This is a genomic window from Eisenbergiella tayi (assembly GCF_001881565.1).
Taxonomy (GTDB): Bacteria; Bacillota; Clostridia; order Lachnospirales; family Lachnospiraceae; genus Eisenbergiella; species Eisenbergiella tayi.
The window spans coordinates 89892-107812 of record NZ_MPDJ01000013.1; the positions used below are offsets into that span (position 1 = coordinate 89892).

17 protein-coding genes and 1 pseudogene are annotated in these 17921 nt (G+C 49.7%); 5 read left to right on the forward strand and 13 right to left on the reverse strand.

What is annotated here, in order from left to right:
• Window positions 1-7 precede the first annotated feature (7 nt).
• The 3 genes from BLA28_RS30420 to BLA28_RS30430 all read right to left on the reverse strand — a co-directional run bounded on the left by BLA28_RS30420 (window position 8) and on the right by BLA28_RS30430 (window position 2397).
• Window positions 8-706 (reverse strand): energy-coupling factor transporter transmembrane component T family protein, encoded by a 699-nt coding sequence (locus BLA28_RS30420; protein ID WP_069159485.1) that lies wholly within the window; start codon window positions 704-706, stop codon window positions 8-10.
• A complete protein-coding gene (locus BLA28_RS30425) occupies window positions 703-1314 on the reverse strand; it encodes an MptD family putative ECF transporter S component (protein WP_003505039.1) in 612 nt (203 codons plus the stop codon). The genes BLA28_RS30420 and BLA28_RS30425 overlap by 4 nt, the downstream gene beginning before the upstream one ends.
• A gap of 132 nt (window positions 1315-1446) precedes the next feature.
• Window positions 1447-2397: a helix-turn-helix domain-containing protein gene (locus tag BLA28_RS30430; protein ID WP_071699699.1), complete on the reverse strand. Its 951-nt coding sequence runs from the start codon at window positions 2395-2397 to the stop codon at window positions 1447-1449.
• A gap of 634 nt (window positions 2398-3031) precedes the next feature.
• Here BLA28_RS30430 and BLA28_RS30435 point away from each other — a divergent pair.
• The 5 genes from BLA28_RS30435 (at window position 3032) to BLA28_RS30455 (ending at window position 6328) form a co-directional block, all read left to right on the forward strand.
• Window positions 3032-3361, forward strand: a complete 330-nt coding sequence (locus BLA28_RS30435) for a plasmid mobilization protein (RefSeq protein WP_071699700.1) — start codon at window positions 3032-3034, stop codon at window positions 3359-3361.
• A complete protein-coding gene (locus BLA28_RS30440) occupies window positions 3322-4656 on the forward strand; it encodes a relaxase/mobilization nuclease domain-containing protein (RefSeq protein ID WP_071699701.1) in 1335 nt (444 codons plus the stop codon). Before BLA28_RS30435 ends, BLA28_RS30440 begins: the two co-directional genes overlap by 40 nt.
• On the forward strand, window positions 4653-5006 hold the full coding sequence (locus BLA28_RS30445; protein ID WP_025491689.1) for a cysteine-rich VLP domain-containing protein: 354 nt from the start codon (window positions 4653-4655) through the stop codon (window positions 5004-5006). Before BLA28_RS30440 ends, BLA28_RS30445 begins: the two co-directional genes overlap by 4 nt.
• Before the next feature lie 281 nt (window positions 5007-5287).
• Window positions 5288-5926, forward strand: a complete 639-nt coding sequence (locus BLA28_RS30450; protein ID WP_003525492.1) for a class I SAM-dependent methyltransferase — start codon at window positions 5288-5290, stop codon at window positions 5924-5926.
• Between the two features lie 69 nt (window positions 5927-5995).
• Window positions 5996-6328: a DUF6050 family protein gene (locus tag BLA28_RS30455; RefSeq protein ID WP_003525494.1), complete on the forward strand. Its 333-nt coding sequence runs from the start codon at window positions 5996-5998 to the stop codon at window positions 6326-6328.
• Window positions 6329-6700: 372 nt separating this feature from the next.
• Here BLA28_RS30455 and BLA28_RS30460 read toward each other — a convergent pair whose 3' ends face one another.
• From BLA28_RS30460 to aac(6')-Im, 10 genes and pseudogenes are all read right to left on the reverse strand, one after another.
• Window positions 6701-6901 carry a transposon-transfer assisting family protein gene (locus BLA28_RS30460; RefSeq protein WP_003525496.1) on the reverse strand — a complete coding sequence of 67 codons (201 nt, stop codon included), beginning with the start codon at window positions 6899-6901 and terminating at the stop codon, window positions 6701-6703.
• Window positions 6902-6904: 3 nt separating this feature from the next.
• The gene (locus BLA28_RS30465; protein ID WP_071699716.1) at window positions 6905-7801 is read right to left on the reverse strand and encodes a hypothetical protein; all 897 of its coding nucleotides are present in this window, start codon (window positions 7799-7801) and stop codon (window positions 6905-6907) included.
• Window positions 7802-7841: 40 nt separating this feature from the next.
• Window positions 7842-12503, reverse strand: coding sequence for an LPD25 domain-containing protein (locus BLA28_RS30470; RefSeq protein ID WP_071699702.1), 4662 nt, complete (start codon window positions 12501-12503; stop codon window positions 7842-7844).
• Between the two features lie 467 nt (window positions 12504-12970).
• Entirely contained in the window at window positions 12971-13735 is a 765-nt protein-coding gene (locus tag BLA28_RS30480; protein WP_003525504.1) for a hypothetical protein, read from the reverse strand.
• A gap of 10 nt (window positions 13736-13745) precedes the next feature.
• Window positions 13746-13901, reverse strand: a complete 156-nt coding sequence (locus BLA28_RS33905; protein WP_003525506.1) for a hypothetical protein — start codon at window positions 13899-13901, stop codon at window positions 13746-13748.
• A gap of 209 nt (window positions 13902-14110) precedes the next feature.
• Window positions 14111-14779 (reverse strand): annotated as a pseudogene (locus BLA28_RS30485) (DNA topoisomerase); the annotation flags it as partial.
• Between the two features lie 27 nt (window positions 14780-14806).
• Window positions 14807-14965, reverse strand: a complete 159-nt coding sequence (locus BLA28_RS33290; protein ID WP_079746729.1) for a transposon-encoded TnpW family protein — start codon at window positions 14963-14965, stop codon at window positions 14807-14809.
• Window positions 14966-15031: 66 nt separating this feature from the next.
• Complete coding sequence (locus tag BLA28_RS30495; protein WP_021388693.1) at window positions 15032-16579, reverse strand: MobA/MobL family protein; 1548 nt, start codon at window positions 16577-16579, stop codon at window positions 15032-15034.
• 278 nt (window positions 16580-16857) lie between these two features.
• Window positions 16858-17211, reverse strand: coding sequence for a hypothetical protein (locus BLA28_RS30500; RefSeq protein ID WP_010708501.1), 354 nt, complete (start codon window positions 17209-17211; stop codon window positions 16858-16860).
• A 147-nt stretch (window positions 17212-17358) separates the two neighbouring features.
• Entirely contained in the window at window positions 17359-17895 is a 537-nt protein-coding gene (gene aac(6')-Im, locus BLA28_RS30505; RefSeq protein WP_010708502.1) for an aminoglycoside N-acetyltransferase AAC(6')-Im, read from the reverse strand.
• Between the last annotated feature and the right edge of the window lie 26 nt (window positions 17896-17921).

Sequence of the window (17921 nt, forward strand, 5' to 3'; positions counted from 1 at the left end):
ATTCCTCCTATAAAAGACAGCAGCACACGGCAGCTCCCACGCTGACAACAATCAAAACGCAATCCAGCACAGCGATCCGGCTGACATAGTAGCTTTCTTTCTTGTAGGGGCTTTCAATTCCCCTGACTATGGCAGAAGCTGCTAACTCGTCCGCGATCTTTAAGGAGCGGAACACCATCGGAACAATGGCGTATTCCAACGTGTCCATTGGATGCCTCAAAACATTGCCGACCGATTTTAAGAAGCCACGAATTTTCATGGCTTCCCTGACTTCTCCAAATTCATGCAGCACAGTCGGCGCAAAGCGGAGCATGACGATCAATACAAGCATGATATGGGTAGAAATCGGCATTCTTCTCAAGCTGGCCGTTAATTTGCCAGAGGGGATTTTAGCCAGAAGATAGGCAGGCATAGCCGGAAGCAAAAGTTTGTAGACCATGCTGAGCAACAGTGGAGATGGGACACTGATTTTATATTTCATTTCAATCAGTAGCCATACAAGTGCAACCATATAAATTGAAAAGCACCCAATCGCCTGACGAAACAAACTAAACCAGCACAGGATCAAACAAATCCAAAGGGTAAAAATTCCATGTCCTAAAAAACTTGTTGTAAGGAAAGTAACAAGACAAGCGCACAGCGTCAGGAAAAGAACTGTGCGCCCGTCAATTCGATCAATCCGTCTGCTTTTTGATACGGCCATCATCCTACAATGCCTGCCTTTTGGAAATGCTTTCTGAGCAGACGCTGGCCAAACAACGTGCCGAGGATTGCAAGAACCGCAGTAATAACAACGCCCAAAAGCATCAGCGCAGGAGACGTTACCATAGAGAGCTGCATATTTAAAGTGTTGGCATCAAAACCACTGTTTGCAGCCATTTCCTGATAACTGTCCCAGGACCACCACAACGGTACGGCACAACCTACAAAATTACCGATTGAGTTGACCATCCAGCCAATTCGGTTACGAACCGCACTTTGGTATGTATTCTTGCCAACCATGCACAGTTCGGCAACGAGAGCTACAATCAAAAAATAGGGAATCAAGAACATATAACCCATAACTCCTTGAATCACCCCATAAACCGCAGCCCATGCAAACAACAGTCCGTGTTTGTTGACGCGGTTTGCTGCAACCAGATAAAAGATTGCGCCGATAAATGCATCAATTCCGGCAGAGCCGTACAAATATACTACCGGAAAAGGCAATGTAACCATACCAATTATCATTGCAATAGCAAAATTGATGACCATCATTGCGGCAATCGTCATAATATCGCGAATGCCAAACTTTTTCTTCACCGTTTGTTCCATCTTTGAAACCTCCTTAAAATAAAATGACAGCGTAGTTAGTAATAACTAACTACGCTGTCATTCTACACCGGTTTGCAGTCTCTAACTACTCCAAAGGGAAAAGTAAATCAAGAAAACAGCCCAAAAGTTAAATCACTTTTTTGCTTTACGGTAATCCTTTGGAAGCATTCCAAACACTTCTTGAAAGGCTCGCGCAAATTTACTAATATTTGAATATCCAAGTTCACCGGCTATTTGCGTGATTGATTGATCTGTTTCCTGCAAATAAACAGCCGCAAGATTCATTTTATACTTTTTGATATGTGCATAGGGCGTATCGCCATAAATCTGTTTGAAAATAGCTTGAAATGTGACCTTGCTCATTGGCTCCTTTCGCAAAAGTTCTTCTATGGATATTTTTTTGTCGAGGTTTTCTATGAGCTGTTGGCGGATGCGTTTGATGATTTCAATTTGTTCTTTGGCATAATACGTTGCCTCATACTGATCTTCAATCCGCAGCTGTTTGATATGGTAAAATAGTTCCAATAATTTGATCCGGAAGTAATTTCTCCCTTCAATACCTTTTGCCGCGTACAATTCATCGAAGATATGTAACAGACGCTGAGGCGTTCGACATAAAAACCACTTTTTTTCTAATTCCAGTTCTCGTCCCAGATTTAGAACATCAATGTTGTAGTACGAAAAAATCTGTTGCGTTTCCGCATCGACAGAATCCTTATCAATCACACAGCTTAGTCCTACGCCATATCCAAAGGGAAAAGAATAGGCCGCAGGAATATTAGCAAGAGCATTGATACATAATTCTCCTTCTTTCATATGAAAAACCTTATTATTCCTTAGTTCAAATTCAACGCGCCCCTTTTGGTAATGACGAATTTCAATGATATTTTTATTTGGAATGGGTTCACGGAAGGTGTCTGTACAATTAAAGTCCATAAAGATCAAATCAATACCAAGGAACAGCGCATAATCATATAGAACCCCTATTCCATTGCACTTGTATTCAACTTTCGTGTAATCATTGCACACCTCAGCGAATGTCGCACCTTCACCATACCATTCTAAGCCATGATGTTGGATCATCAGAATAGCCCTCCTTTTGGTTAGCTGCTTCTAACTATAATATGCCATTTGAAGGAAGCAGTCAAGATAAAGCCAAAGTAAGACTTGCAGATAACAGTATTGGTAGAGGAAGCGAAGACGCTTTGTCCGTTGCTGCACGGGCAAATTATGTTATTGTTTCTTGATGAGGGCAGGCAGCCTGGAGCCGTTCAAAAGCCTCTGTGCTAATAAACTCTGAAAACAACGCTATATGCAGACCATGAAGCCTGATCAGATATAAGAGTAATGTCAACACAATATAGAACAAACCGAAAGAGCCTAGGAACTGAAAATTTTTCTCTTAACCAACAGATAGAGGAAGGCACACAAAGTGAATATCATTTTTCACAGTTTATCAGCACAATTATTGACCAGTACACAAAATAATATTCTCTATTCTGTGTGTTGTGGAGGCCACAAAAAGGCCTCTTATTTTTTTGCAAATTTTTCTTTCCAAAGCGCTATTTTGCGGGTAGTTTGAAAGCTTTTCAGAGTATTAGGAGTGGAGGAAAAGAAAAACAGCAAGCATAGGGAGTGTGGCTACACTCCCGGCAAACGGCTTCCCGTTTGTATCTTGGGGAAGTCCCCAAACCCCTGAATGAAGGAAGGTGAGAAAATGGCAAACCGAAAACGGAAGTTTGTGCTGCGCGTCCCCGTGACGCCGGAGGAAAGGGCGCTCATTCAAGCGAAGATGGCCCAGCTTGGCACAAGGAACTTTTCTGCCTACGCCCGGAAAGTGCTGATCGACGGCTATATCGTCCACATGGACACCAGCGACATCCGGGCGCAGACCGCAGAGCTGCAAAAAATCGGCGTCAACGTCAACCAGATTGCAAGGCGTATCAACAGTACCGGGGCTGTGTACGCGCAGGACGTGGAGGACATCAAGGGGGCGCTGGCACAGATATGGCAGTTACAAAGATACATCCTATCAAGTCAACGCTGAGAAAAGCGCTGGACTACATCGAGAACCCGGACAAGACCGATGAAAAGCTGTTCGTTTCTTCCTATGGCTGTTCCTATGAAACGGCGGATATTGAGTTTCAAATGCTGTTAGATCAGGCGCTCAAGAAAGGCAACAATCTGGCTCACCACCTGATACAAGCTTTTGAGCCGGGCGAAACCACGCCGGAGCAGGCCCACGAGATCGGGCGGCAGCTTGCCGATGAAGTGCTTGGCGGGAAATATCCCTATGTGATAACCACCCACATAGACAAGGGCCATCTGCATAACCACATCATTTTCTGCGCGGTGGATATGGCAAACCAGCGCAAGTATATTTCCAACCGCCAGAGCTATGCCTATATCCGGCGCACCAATGACCGGCTGTGCAGGGAACACGGCCTGTCCGTGGTGATGCCGGGCAAGGACAAGGGAAAGAGCTATGCCGAATGGGACGCCCAGCGCAAGGGCAAGAGCTGGAAAGCAAAGCTGAAAACCGCCATTGACGCGGCCATCCCGCAGGCCAGAGATTTTGACAGTTTCCTGCGGCTCATGGAGGCGCAGGGCTACGAGATGAAACGCGGGAAATTCATTTCATTCCGCTCCCCCGGACAGGAACGCTTTACCCGCTGCAAAACCTTGGGGGTGGACTACACCGAAGAAGCCATTACCCGGCGTATCAAGGGGCTGGCTGTGGACAGAGGGCCGAAGCGTAAAGTGGAACAGGGAATTTCCTTGCGTATTGAGATTGAAAACAATATCAAGGCGCAGCAATCGGCGGGCTATGCGCGGTGGGCGAAGCTCTACAACTTGAAGCAGGCCGCCAAAGCCTTAAACTTCCTGACGGAACACCAGATTGAGAGCTACGAGGGCTTGGAAAGCAGGCTGGACGAGATCAGCACAGCCAACGACGAAGCCGCCGCTGCCCTGAAAGCAGTGGAGCGCCGCCTTGGAGAAATGGCTCTGCTGATAAAGCAGATTTCCACCTACAAGCAGACCAGGCCCGTGGCGCTGGAATACCACAGGGCCAAAGACAAGGCCGCGTTCCGGCGAGAGCATGAGAGCCAGCTTATTTTGTATGAAGCTGCGGCGAGGGCGCTCAAAGAGGCCGGGATGAAGAAGCTCCCCAATCTGTATGCGCTCAAAGCCGAGTATAAAAAGCTGGACGGAGAACGGGAACGGCTGTCAGAACAGTATAACGAGGTAAAGAAAGAGCTGAAAGAATACGGCATTATCAAGCAGAATGTGGACAGCATTTTGCGGGTGACGCCGGGAAAGGAGCAGATACAGGAGCTATGAACATACCGAGAATGAATTACCGCCAGTACCGCAAGGCCCGGCGGCTCACGCATGAGTGTTGTAATTACTGTGACGGAAACTGCCTCCTGCTGGACGATGGCGAGGAATGTGTCTGTGTGCAGAGCATTTCCTATTCCGTGCTGTGCCGATGGTTTCAGGCTGCCGTCCTCCCGCTGGACGCGACACTTTATGCCGAACTGATGGAGCGAAGCCAAGCGCGGCGTTGCCGGGAATGCGGGGCACTGTTTTCTCCCAGACGTCCAAACTGCCTCTACTGTCCAGACTGTGCCAAGAAACGCAAGCGCCAGAGCAAGAAGCTGTGGGCAAGGAAACACCGGGAGCATGCGTAGAAAAAGTAATGGGAAAAGGCCCTGAAATATCAGGGCTTTTTCCTTTGGTCAGAGGGGTGGGTACTATGTTACTACCTTTTCTCCTGGAAGCGGCATTTACTTTTTCTACAAGGTGATACCGATATCCCGCTCTCATTTCTGCGTTGCCATTCTGTTTCTTTTTCCTATGGCTTTCCCCACAATCATATATCCTTGAAAAATCAGTAGATTTTTCGATGGAGTTTCTATATAATAAAATCAGTTAGTTAATGCGAACTTAGTAAGAGCAAGGAGGTTATTCCATGGGGATTCTCAAACAGTTTTTTAACAACACCCGAAAGCCGAACGGTTGGATGGGGAAATTGATGGTCAACGGTATGAATCAAGGGCATGCCGCTGTTTCCGATTGGGGCCTTTCCTATTTTCCAGATGTACCGGGGGCAGCTCATTCTATGCTGGCGGATTTCGGATGTGGTGGAGGACGCAATACCGCAGAACTTTTAAAACGGTTTCCGGAGGCAAGAGTGACAGCCCTGGATTATTCCAAGGTCGCTTGCGACAAAACAAAGCAATTCAATCGGAATGAGGTGCAGGCTGGGAGATGTAACGTTGTGCAGGGGGATGTGTCCCGCCTTCCCTTTGAAGCGGCGACATTTGATGTGATCACTGCCTTTGAAACGGTCTATTTCTGGCCGGGGCCAGTGGAGAGCTTTCAAGAAGTCTGGCGGGTACTGAAACCGGGTGGCACATTTATGATTGTGAATGAATCGGATGGTAGGAACACAAAAGACGAAAAATGGGCTGGTATCATCGATGGAATGCGTATTTTTACGCAGGAGCGGTTGACACAATACTTAAAAGATGCAGGCTTTTCCCAGATAGCCGCACATGTAAATCGGAAACAACACTGGATTTGTCTCCTGGCGGAGAAAGCACGGTAAGAGGAATCGCCGATTCAAAATTCGGATTTATAGAGATTTCTTACTTACAACATAGGATGGAGGGATAGAATGACACGCGGAGAGATTTGGAAAGATTTTTTGAAACATACTGTTTTGACCTTGGTAATCGCACTGTTTCTGTTTTTGATCTTCAAGTCTGTTTTTACCAAAAACGGCGAAACGGAATATTTTTATGTCTGGCTCTGTTGCGGGATTCCCTTTGGGATTCGGAGGATGTTTGTCTGGCTGGTTCCCCATGGATATGACTTAGGCGGTTCGGTTGGTATTATTGCGGTGAACTTTATAATAGGCGGCCTGATCGGCGGGGTCATCCTGACCTGGCGTCTGGTGGTTGCTGTATGGTATATTCCTCTTACCATTTACCGATTGCTCACAAATTGAGTTGGATTTCTGGTTGAGTTCTAAAATGTCAGGGAATACGTAGAAAAAGCAACGGGGAAAAGCCCTGAAATATGGGGGATTTTTTCTTAGTCGGGAGTATATCTGCGTGTTATTATCATTCCCCCCGGAATCAGAGGTTACTTTTTCTACAAATGGCAGCGTAGCTTCTTTCTCCTTGTTTGCCTGATTCTGCCGCAGCCTGTATATCGGGAAGGTTGAAACGAAAGAGCAGCCAAAGCGAATAATCCCTGCACTGCTGCAAACGGTCACGTTTGATGTATCAAAACGGGATGGATTGGTATGACACGCGAAAAAAAGCGCCGGACGCAAGGGCTATATAGCCCCCGCGCCCGGCGCTTTTGCCTGCTTGGGTTATTCGCCTGTGAAATAGAACCGCTGCGCCTCAAAGGCGGCGTCGCTCATGGCCTCCAGCTTATCAAGGGACTGACGGGCCAGCGCCGCCATATCCTCGTTCACCTCTGGCAGAACGGCCTGGATTGCTCCCGCTGTCCTGCGCCGGTCACTCTTATGATACATACCAATCATGTTTTCTTCTTCTACGGTGAAATACATTCCTCATACCTCCAATTCGTTTTTCTTGGTGTGGGGCGGGGCCTTTTTCGGGGCACTAGCCTGTTTCGTTTCGGAAAGCTGTCTGCGGATGGAGGCACGGGGCCTCCGCACCTCTTTCTCCCGGTTTTCGTCCTTGTGTATCACCGCATACAGCCCATGCCGATCTCTCATGCCGGTAAAGCACAGGGATTTATAAGGCAGCATGGAAAAGAGGCGGTCAGTGTCCTTGCTGGACGCGATCTGCACAAAGTATGGGGACAGCTCCACCATGAAATGTGTCTTGTTTGGGCTGTTGGGGGCGGACAGCTCTTTCAGTCCTGCCACTATGCGCCGGGCCTCCCTCATAATCAGTTCATTCCGCAGGACAGCGACGTGGCTTTTGAAGTCGCCGGGGGCAAGCGGCTCCCGGCTTCTCTGCTCCTGCCGCAGCACTTCACGCAGGTTTTCCGGCTCGTTGGGCTTGGCCTCATACCGCAGGAACGCCCCCAACTTGGGGTCAGGGCTCCCGTTAAAATACTGCGCGGCGGGCTGCTCCTTGTCGCCCTTTTCATAATGCAAAATGAGATTGTCCGCTTTTACCGCCTCGGCTATAACGTGCCGGAAATGCTGCTGGTAGTCCAGCTCATAGAGAGTTCCACGGATTTTCCCGCCCACTTTGCCGGTCAGCTCCACGGCGTAGGCAAGAACATGGTCGCGGGTCTGCTCCCCATAAAATTTCCATGTGTTGTATTGTCGGGTGTCCTTCAAGAATACGTCACGTTCCCGGAAACAGTACGTCCCGGAGGGGCGCGACATCCACAGCAGGGTTTTATCTTCGGCCTTATCACTGGCGGCGGCCTTACGGATCATTTCTTTGTCAATCTCAAAATCATCCTGATAAAAGGCGGTATTCTGGCACATGATTTGTTCCAGCGCGGCCAGAACATCCACATTCTCAAACTTATTCACGGCCTCCCACCTCCATATCCTTTGACTTCTCCCTCGCCGGGGGCTGTTTCTTCTGTTCCTTCTTAGCCGCCGCAAGCTGCGCCCGGATGGAGGGCTTTTTCTTGCTATGGTTGGCCTTAGCATTCTTGTGGGCCTGTTTTTGTGTTTGTCTCTCTGCTTTCACTGCCGCAGCGACATCCGAAAGGGAAACCTGTTCTCCGGCTTTTGCTCTGGCTTCCAGTTCTCCCATGGACGGAGCGTTGTTCAGGATGCCGTCAATCATATTTTCGTTCTGTTCGGTGGACATTTCAGCGGTTTTGATGTGGCTGTCGTGCTGGGCCGGGATGGCAAAGGCCCTTGTACCGTTTGCCATAATGAGATACCGACCGTCCTCCGACTGGTGGTGGAAGCCATACCCGGCAGCCTCCATCTGTTCTCGGTTCATGGCGGTTACATAGAAAGTCCCCCTCGGCGTTTGAATGATTTCACCCGTTTCCAGTTTGTCAGGGGTAAGCGGCTGTCCCTGCTCCTTGAAAAATTCCGGCACCTCCCGATAACCGACGCTATCCACATAGTAGGCAGTCTGTTTCCCGTCCTGCCGGAATACCACAATATCCCCCAGAGAGAGGGAACGTCCCGTGTAATCAGTGGGATGTTCCATATTGAAGCGATGGTAAATCTCGTCCAGAGAGGTGTTCTGATCCAACGGGGCTGTGTAGACAAGCTGGTAATTTTTCCTGTCTACGGAAAGCCCGTCCGCCTGCAAGCCCTCATAGGAACGGTAGCGGAAGTCGCGCCCTTCCGGGCCGCGCGGTACCTGATAAATGGAAAAGTTGGGCTGCGCTGGGGCATCGGAACCAGAGGCAAGATATTCCTCCACCGTCAATCCGGCATCCTCGGCTTCCTGTGCGACCTCGGCCTGTACCTGTACCTTATAGTCTTGCAAGCTCTTATCAAAGTCGGAAAGCTGCGGCGGCTCCGGCAACTGATACTGGCCTTGATTGAGAAGAGGGCGGCACTCCGTTACATAGTCTACAAGGGCGGTCAAATAGGCGGTCTGCTCTGGCGGGAGGGAATCGCCGGATTGTAAAAGGCGCTGGGCTTCCTGTTCCATACGGGAAAGGGTACAGTGCTGCTTCATGTAAGGGACAAACTCATAGAGAAGCATTTCCCGCTGGGCCTTGTCCGCCTCCCATGCCTCCGGCCCCTCGTGGTGCAGCACATGGTTTTTCCAGCTTTCATCCTGCGCGTAGTATTCGTGATACCCTTGGATATGCTCGATCAGGGAACCGTCGCCGTCGCCAAAATCCTGCCGTCCCTCGTAGTTGTCTGGCTGGCCCTGCATCGTAAAATCAATGCGGAACTTGGTTTTATCGTACCAGCTCCCCGCGTGGTCTGGCTGTTCCCGTTCCAAGCGTTTGGAACTGTCCAGCGCCCCGAAAACGGCCTCGGCCTCGTGCAACGGCATTTGCTGGCCGTCTTTTAAATGGGGGCTTTCACTCCAAAGAATCGTGACAATCGGCTCCGCTGCCGGGTCATGGGCGATGGTCTGTTCTGCCCTTTCAACGGCAATCTCGCTTTCAATCTGGCTTTTCATAAAATCATCCATGTGGCCGTGCTGCATTTCATAGCCCTGTTCACACAGGCGGTTGATAAGCCCAATCACCTTTTCGGTATCGTCCACGGCCTCGGCATAGGCCATAATCAACTGCCGTTCCTCGCCGCCCAAACGCGGGGCGTTTTGCTCGGCCACCGCAATCAGGGCAGCGGCTCGGTCCGCCGGGGACGCCTCCGGCATGAACGGGTTTCCATTCAAAAGGCCGTCGATCCCGTTCCACGCCTGCGGCTGGGGAATGGCGTTGGCCTGTTCGGTTGCTTCCAGAAAATCATCCATCCTGTCGCCGGTCAGGGGTTCCATTGTCCCAGCCGGTAGCTCATGGATGGCAAGGATTTCTTTTCCGGCTTCCGCAAGGGACAGGTTCGGATTGTCAAGCTGGCCTCCGTCCAATTCTTTGTAGTCGGGGCCGTACAGCGTGTAATCATAGCCGGTTTCCGATGTCTGGATATACAAATAATCGCCGCTTTCCAGACGGTAGGCGGCCTCTTGCTGGGCTTCTGCCTGTTCCAGCGTTCCATCCCCGGCAATGGTAAAGCCCTGCGCCTGCGCCGCCTCCTTGGTTCCCTGCGACACTTCGCCGGTGGATTTCAAATCCGCTTCAATCAGGATTTGCAGCATGGCTTTTACGCTGTCGGTCATTTCCTGCTGTTGCTCCGGGGGCAGCTTGGAAAATACGCTGTCCGGGTCTGGCTGCTCGGCGGCCTGTTCCAGCGGTGCGGCCTGCCGTTCTTTCTGAAGCTGGGCAAGGTGGCCGTCAATGGTGGTAATCAGTTCATGGGCGGTGGCCCGGATGGTTTCAAGGGAGGCTTTTAACTCTTTCAATTCCTTGCCGGAACTCCAACCGGCCACATAGCCAAAGGAATAATCGGAGGTGTCCAGCCCGTAGTGCTGGCAGACGGCATAGGCCACGCTTTCGGCCTGCACCTCGCGGGTGCGGCTGTCGGGGCGGTCGGCCTGCTCAATGGCCGGGGCTTCCGGGTCGATGGCGTGGAGCTTGGAATGGGCGATCTCATGGATGGCCGTCTTTAGGGTCTGTAATTCGCTCATGGCCGCCTGAATGGCAATCCGCTTTTCCGTCAGGTGGTAGTAGCCGTGGGAACCGCCCGGAATATCCTCGAAACCAATGGGAACCGGGGAGGTCTGTTCCAGTGCCTTGAAAAATTCCCCGTAGCGTTCCACGCTGCCGGTCAGTTCTTCCACGCCGATTGAGGGCAGCGGTTCCCCCTCGGTCTGGCTCACATCAAAGACGGAAACAATCTTAAAGGCCGGAACCTGTATTTCCTGTACTTCGGTAACAGGCTTTCCGTCCTTACCCATCACCGGCCTGCCCTGTGCGTCCAGCTTTTGCACCTCCTTTTTCGCCTTGAACGGGGCCGGGGCCAGTATCTTGATGGCCTTTTCGCCTTTCTTCACATTGCGGTGAAAATTATCCCGCCACTTGTTGTAGCCTGCCACAAGCTGTCCGCCCTGCATGGCGATCAGGAGGGTGTTGTTGAAGCTGTAACTGTGGAACTTGGACATGGTGGTGAGATAGGCTTTGTAGCGTTCACTCTCGAAAAGCTCCTGTATGCCGGTTTCCAGCCGGTCGGTAATCTCTTTCATGCGCTCGGCGCTGTTCTGGCTGTTCAGGATAATGGGGGTGACGGGCTGCGGGGACTTTGCGGGCGCTGCCGCCTCCGGCTGCACTTTGCTTTCCTCCCGCAAGATTTCCGACGCAGGATAGGCCATCACCCGGTATTCCTCCGGCACTGGCTGGCCCTCATGGACGCGCTGCCATTCGTCGCTGGTTCGCAGGATATAGCCGTAATCGGTAAAGGTTCCCTGTTCCTCGTTGGCGATAAAGCTCCCCAGCCGGTCGGTGTCAATGGCCGGTTTCCACGGGTCGGGGACGACAAACAGCCCGGAATCATTCAGATAATATTCCCCCAGACTGCGGTTGTCCTTGGCGTTGATTAAGACAAAACAATCGGTGTTTTCGGTGTAGTCCAAAAGCTGCCCGATGGTCTGCATTTTTGCCGGGGACTGCATGGCGGCGTTCAACTCCGCAAGCTCCACGGCATCCAGCTTTTGAAGCTGGGCGGCAAGGAAGTTCAGTTCGTCCACGCTGGCGGCTTTTATCAAATCCTCCGGCAGTTCCAGCGGTTTTCCCTCCGGGGCGGAAAAGCCGCCAATGAACAAGTCCTGCTGGTTGTCGGCGGTGATATGGATTTCCTTTAGGGCTTCCTGTACCTGTTCGGCGGAAGTCGGCAGGGAAAGCCAGTAGCCATGCGGCCCGCCGGTCTGCGCCTCAGCGCGGTTATCAAGAAAAATGGAAAATACTTCGTTCACAGGTTCCCTCCTTTCCGGGGTGGCTGCGGTCTGCGGCGGCTGTGCGGCTTCCTCCTGTGTGGGAAGTGCTGCGGCTTTTGCCGGTTCCTCCCCCTCGATGGTGTAGCCGGGAAGCAGGCAGCCGTTGACCTTGAAACAGTCGGCGTATTCCTTGGGGATGGCCGGTGAGATTTCCGTAAAGTAATGGGCGTGGGCCTTGATACGGCCATTCAGATATTTGTCCAGTGCTTCCCGGCTGGCAAAGACTTTCCGATCCTGTCCGGCGATCCGGGCCTGCCGATAGGTGCCCGGCGCGTTGGTGCGCAGGCTCCAGCTTAATGTCCAGGAATAAGAGACGGAGGCTTGGGCGGCCCTGTCGTACCGGGTGTTCTCGGAAATGGAATAATACATCTGATAAACCATGTTGCTGCGGATATGCCGGTAATGATCCGGCTGCTCCCACTGGTTGGCAGTGTGGGTGACGGGAAGTGTCCGGGCATATTCCAGGGCTTTGTCCAGAAGCAGGGTCTTTCCGGCCTGTTCCTCCCATGCGGCGGCCTGCGTTTTCAAACGGTCAAACACTTCCTGTTCTGCGGCGGCGCTTTCCGCCCGCAGGGAAAGAAGCTCCGCAAGGGGGAGCTTCACAAGCTCGGACAGATCGGACTTGCCGCTTTCAAAGTAAATCCGGCGCTCAATTTTCATGGTGTCGGCAGTTTCTAAGTTGTCGTAGTCGTAAGAGCTATAAGACATTTAGTTTCACTTCCTTTCTAAATAATGGCATAAGAAAAGCAGGAAACCTTTGAAAGATTTCCTGCTGGGTGATGCCGCCCATGGGCGGCTGGTATTTAATTGTGAATAAGAGGGCCTACACGCCCTTTGTTTTAAATGTGTGCCGATATTTCAAGTCTAAGGTCATACGGACTTTTAAGAATCTGGTAACTCCGTCAGCATGTTTATGGTGCGGTAAATTTCTCCGCAGGCAGGGCACTTCCAATCTATATTACTCTTTTTCGCTTTCTTATGAAGATGCACTAATTCCGCTTGGCGGCATTTGGGACACATGGTTGGAAGCCCTGCCCATAACTGTTTCAGTAATCGTACTTCGTTTTCTCTGCTGTTCGTATACATTATCTCACCTCATTCAGCCTAATCGATCCGGTTTATTTTGACAAGCTGAACGCTTCCAACAAGTAGGACATCCGCATAGAGCAGACGGACTACCATTCATTGATGGCATATAATAATCCAAACCGGATTTGTTTCAACAGTTCCGCAGACAGTGTTTCATACTCCTGCTCCAATCCTTTTTCGTGCGCTGCCCACGGAGGCGAATCATTCCATGATCCCATCGCTCCAAATACATCCGCTCGGCTGGCTGCCTCAAACACACGCAAGTGATCGTTCGGTAGTGGCGGCAGTGAAAGGCCATATGCTTTATCGGGATATTCCTTGCCGCCGTCCAAAATCGTTCCTGCTTGATAAAAGATGTTTGCAAAACCTTCAAATCCAAGCCGGTGCGCCAAGTCCTGAATATCGTGCAAGACACTTCGGAACGCTTGCGTGTTATTTTCAAAACGTGGCCATGCTTTCGGCGGGTCATTCCATGGATGTTCCGTATAGAGGACATTCCACTTTCGCTCTTTGGAATCAAACTTCCAATCAGCAATAAAATAGGTCATTCGATTTCCCTTAAAAAAACACACTATACTTGCCTGGGTCGTATTGGAAAACCCTAACAGGCTGCGATCTCTGACAGAAGTAGGGCAATAGAGTTGAATATCTGTCAAATGTTGCTCTTTGAGATGTTCATACCATTGTGATACATCGTGAGCGGTATATGGTAAGCCTCCACTCCCCGTCAAACACAGAAATTGTGAGGGGTTCTCATAGTCTGCGGGTATGTAACAAATCGAGCTGCGGTTTTTTAATGCCCTTCTGGCGGCTGCCACTATGGAGCATATCTGATACATCTGTCCGTTCATAATCATCCACCTACCTTTTCGTTGTCATATTTCCAAAGCCAGCCAATGCCGCTCCCATCAAAAGTCCAAGCGGGAGGTTCTCCCATAAAATCCCGAACAGCAGGCCAAGCCCCATCCCAATCGCAGCCATACCATGAAAACGTTGTTTTTTATCTGGTTGTTTCATTGGTGCCTCCCTTGCATGATATGCTCTTTACGCATAGTATAGCAGGGCTATCCGATTTTGAAAAGTAAATCTGAATGAAATTAGTCCTACCAGAGCATCCGTCATACAGGGGATTGGGGCTTCCCCAAAGAGAAAATCCCCGACCCGGCAGAATGGCCGGGACAGGGATTTTTCCGGGTGTGTGGCTACACTCCCTATGCTTGCTGTTTTTAGTTCTTGCCCCTCTGTTCCACGCGGTAGTTCACATACTTGCCGCCAGTATCGGCCAAAAGCACCGTCCCGTCATAGGTCTTGCCGGTTTTCATGGAGCGCAGGCCCTTTACCTTTGCCTTTCCGTCTTTAAGGAGCGCGGCGGCGATTTTCGGGGTGAACGCCTTGCCCCGTTCCTCAAAAAATCGGTCATTCTTCCACATGACAAACTGGCAGCTTCGGTTTCCGCAGTAGTAGTTCTTTTTGCCCTCGTAGACGCTTTCCCCGCAGCGCGGACATTTGCCGATAACCACACGCTCGGCTTGAAACAACTTCTGCGCGTCCTCGCTGATCTGGGAGTAGTTTGCGATCAGGCCCCTTGTCATTTCTGCAATGCCCTGCATGAAGCCCTCCGGGTCGGCCTGCCCCTTGGCAATGGCCGTCAGCTCCGTTTCCCACTGTGCCGTAAGCTGGGGAGAGGTCAGCACCTCCGGCAGTACGCAGGCAAGGTTGTGGCCGTCCTTGGTGGGAAGTAGCTGTTTGCCTTTGCGCTCTACAAAGCCCATCTGCACCAGCTTTTCTAAGATGGAGGCGCGGGTGGCCGGGGTTCCCAATCCCTGCCGTTCTGCGTCCTCCGGCAGATCGTCCGCACCGGCGCGCTCCATAGCGGAAAGGAGGGTATCTTCTGTGAGTATTTGTCAAGGTAGGATGTGGATTTATTTCTTTTTGCTGGTACATTCATTCATAATCAGCGTATTCACGCTGTCCGTAAAAGTGCGCTTGGTATTCTGCGGAAAATGCACCCTTACACGATAAGTGGTATTTCCTATCCTTTTCTTGAAATTCTCTGTATTCACTTTCTTTACTTCTTCCATGTTCTTCTCTCCCTTCATGCAAAAAGGACAGCTACAAACCATTACTTGTAAACTGCCCTTTCGCTGTTATAATAACTGTTCATTTTTATTCCTGCTGTGTATCTGACTGCGTTGGTTCTGCTCGGCTTCTCGTGTCATGGCAAGCATTTTACGGTTATGCTCAATAACCTCTGTGGATGCAAGCTCTGTAACCACTCTTGCATAGTCGGGATTGCTCTCCTGCAATCGCCCTTCCAGCTTCGCCTTTTCCGCTGTCCATTTCTTCGGTGTAATCTTCTCATCAGAGGACAGCATTTTCTTTAATTTCGCACGATAACTGTCGTATTCTCTAAGCTCCGTTTCATGCTCCTTATCATATTTACGCTTGGCAAATCCTTTCAGCGAATTACTTGTCTTATGATACACGATATAAGGCTCATACTCGCTGTATGCCACAAGCAACTGCTCCAGTCTTGCTATCTGCTCTGCAATCTGCTGTCGCTCCGCTGACAGCTTCTCATAGGCTGGCTCTCGCTGTTCCTTAAACTCCTGCAACTGCTCAAAGCTCTCAATCTGATTTACCACAACAAAACGCTCCATTCTCTCCTGCTCCTGCAATGCCTGTCTTTGAGAAATCTTCCTCAAATATTTGCTCTTGATTACTGGCAATTCCAGTCTGCCCTTTTTGCCGACAACTGCCCTAATCATATCAAGGACTTCATTTGCAGTATTGCGTACTGCTTCAACTGGCTTGGAATTAACAAGCTTCTGCAACTGTTCCTCTGCTTTTGCCACAAGCATTTTTGCAGTAAGAATAGCCTTATTCTGCTCCATTATCCTGCGGTTGACATTCCCTCTCTCTGTCTGTATTCCTGCCCTTTCCAGCGCACTGGCTTTCTCTCCCAAATGTATCTGTGGTATGGTATCAAGGCCCTGCTCCGCAAATGACCTATGCTCCCAAAAATTCTCCCTTAATCCGTTTTTATCATTGACCGCATTTATGGTGTCAGCTAAATCCTTGCGCCACTTCCTGGCATTCTCCCTGCTGTTCCATCCAGTCACATCCTGCGTGGTGCATTTATATTGCCCATTCTTTTTTCTTATCTTGTTTCCGTCTGCGTCCAGTGCATAAATCTTCTTCTGCTTATCTCCCCATGAACCATCTTCCAAAATCGGGCGCATGGTAAGCATAATATGACAGTGAAGATTGCGCTGGTGCGTATTCGGGTTTTCGGAGTCATGGATGGCAAACTGCGCACACATTCCATCATCCACAAAATTCCTTTTCACATAATCCCTCATTACCTCTATGGCAAGCTCATAACTCCACTCATTCGGCAGATTGATTTTATATGACCTCGCCAGCTGTGCTTTGGCAGATTTACTCTCCCTCATTTCAACGGAGTTCCATAGCACCGATGGGTCTGAATATTCTGCTGGTGCATTGACCGGAAGCATGACCTCATTATGCACCAAATCCTCGGTATACTTCGGGTAATAGGTTGTTCCGTCATATTCAGAGTACATGGTGGTACGGCTGATATATGCAGACTTGTCAACTGCGGATGAACCACCTCTGCACTTTGCACCTCTTCCGATAATGGCAACTCGGGTACTTAGGTTTTTAACTGCCATAGCCACACCTCACTCTCCTGCATAGGCTGTGGCAGACCGATACTGTGGATTGTGCGGTATCGGTTGACTTTGTGGGCAGTGCAGCTCCGCTCTTTAGAGCTTCACTGAACGCAAAGTATGCAAATGGGTAGGTGCGCCCTCTGCACCGAAGGGAAAACGCAGTGTTCCCTTTTGACTGCCTTGGGCAGGCAACAGCTGTCTGCAAGACCCCTCGGAGAGCGCACATACCATCGCAGATGGTATATCTGTGCGCAACGAGAAAATCTCGTTGACTGGTCTTAGGCATTTTCACTTTTGCCAGTACCTTCATCCCCTGCCACCTCACTTTCAGCTTTTACAACTGCATTCTCACGCTTGTCAGCACTTTCCTTTTTCACGATTTCAATAATGCGCTGGCACTGCTCCGACTTCATCCCCGAAGCAATAATTCTGTTCAGCTCCTGCTCATCAAACTGATAACACTCTGGGAAATATTTGTGAACAATGCCACCCATCATGTACTTGTGCTGATTTTCCTCTTTTCGCTTCTGCTGACTTGCCTTTCTCTTGGCTTCTGCCAGTCTTGCCTTAGCCTGTTCCACAATCTTCTCTGCTTTTAAAACCTCTGCTGATTTTTCATTGTTCTGTAACATATTTTCAATCTCCTTTTCCTTGATTTTGTATAATAAAAAAGGTGGTCATGGTTTTAATTTCCATGCCACCTTTGGGTGTGCGATATTTAAATAAACTGCTTTATGGAACTGAAAATTTAACCCTACATAAGCGGGAATCTTTTAGCATTACACTCTCCATTCCATCAGCACACAATCTTCCTTTTTCCCCTCGTGTAGCTCATGTTCGGGAAGTTCCTTAATTATTTTAAATCCTGCCTTCTGATATGCTCGTACTGCTCGTAGATTATTTTTTCGTGGGTCAAGAATCACCGCATCGGCATCCATTTCCGTTCGTAGATATTGGCATACTACTCTGCAATATTCTGCACCGATTCCCATATTCCAATATTCCGGCTCACCGATAAATTGGTCCATCGCATAAATCTTTTCTTCCGTCTCATGGTAATTATATTCGTCGAAAAGTTCCCCCTGAATTCTATATATTTGTGCGTAACCGATAGGAATTGTATCATATTCAATGATGACTCGATAAATCTCATCCGCCCATTGCTCTGTATAATGCTCACGAATCGTTTTCTGTGTATGTTTTTTATCTCTACCGTCGTAGAATTCAAGAACACGGTCATCTGTCAGCCATTTTAACATTAGAACTAAATCATCCTCATTCATCGGGCGAAAGGAAACTCGCTTTTTTTCCAACATAATTCACCTCTTCCATAATATAATTT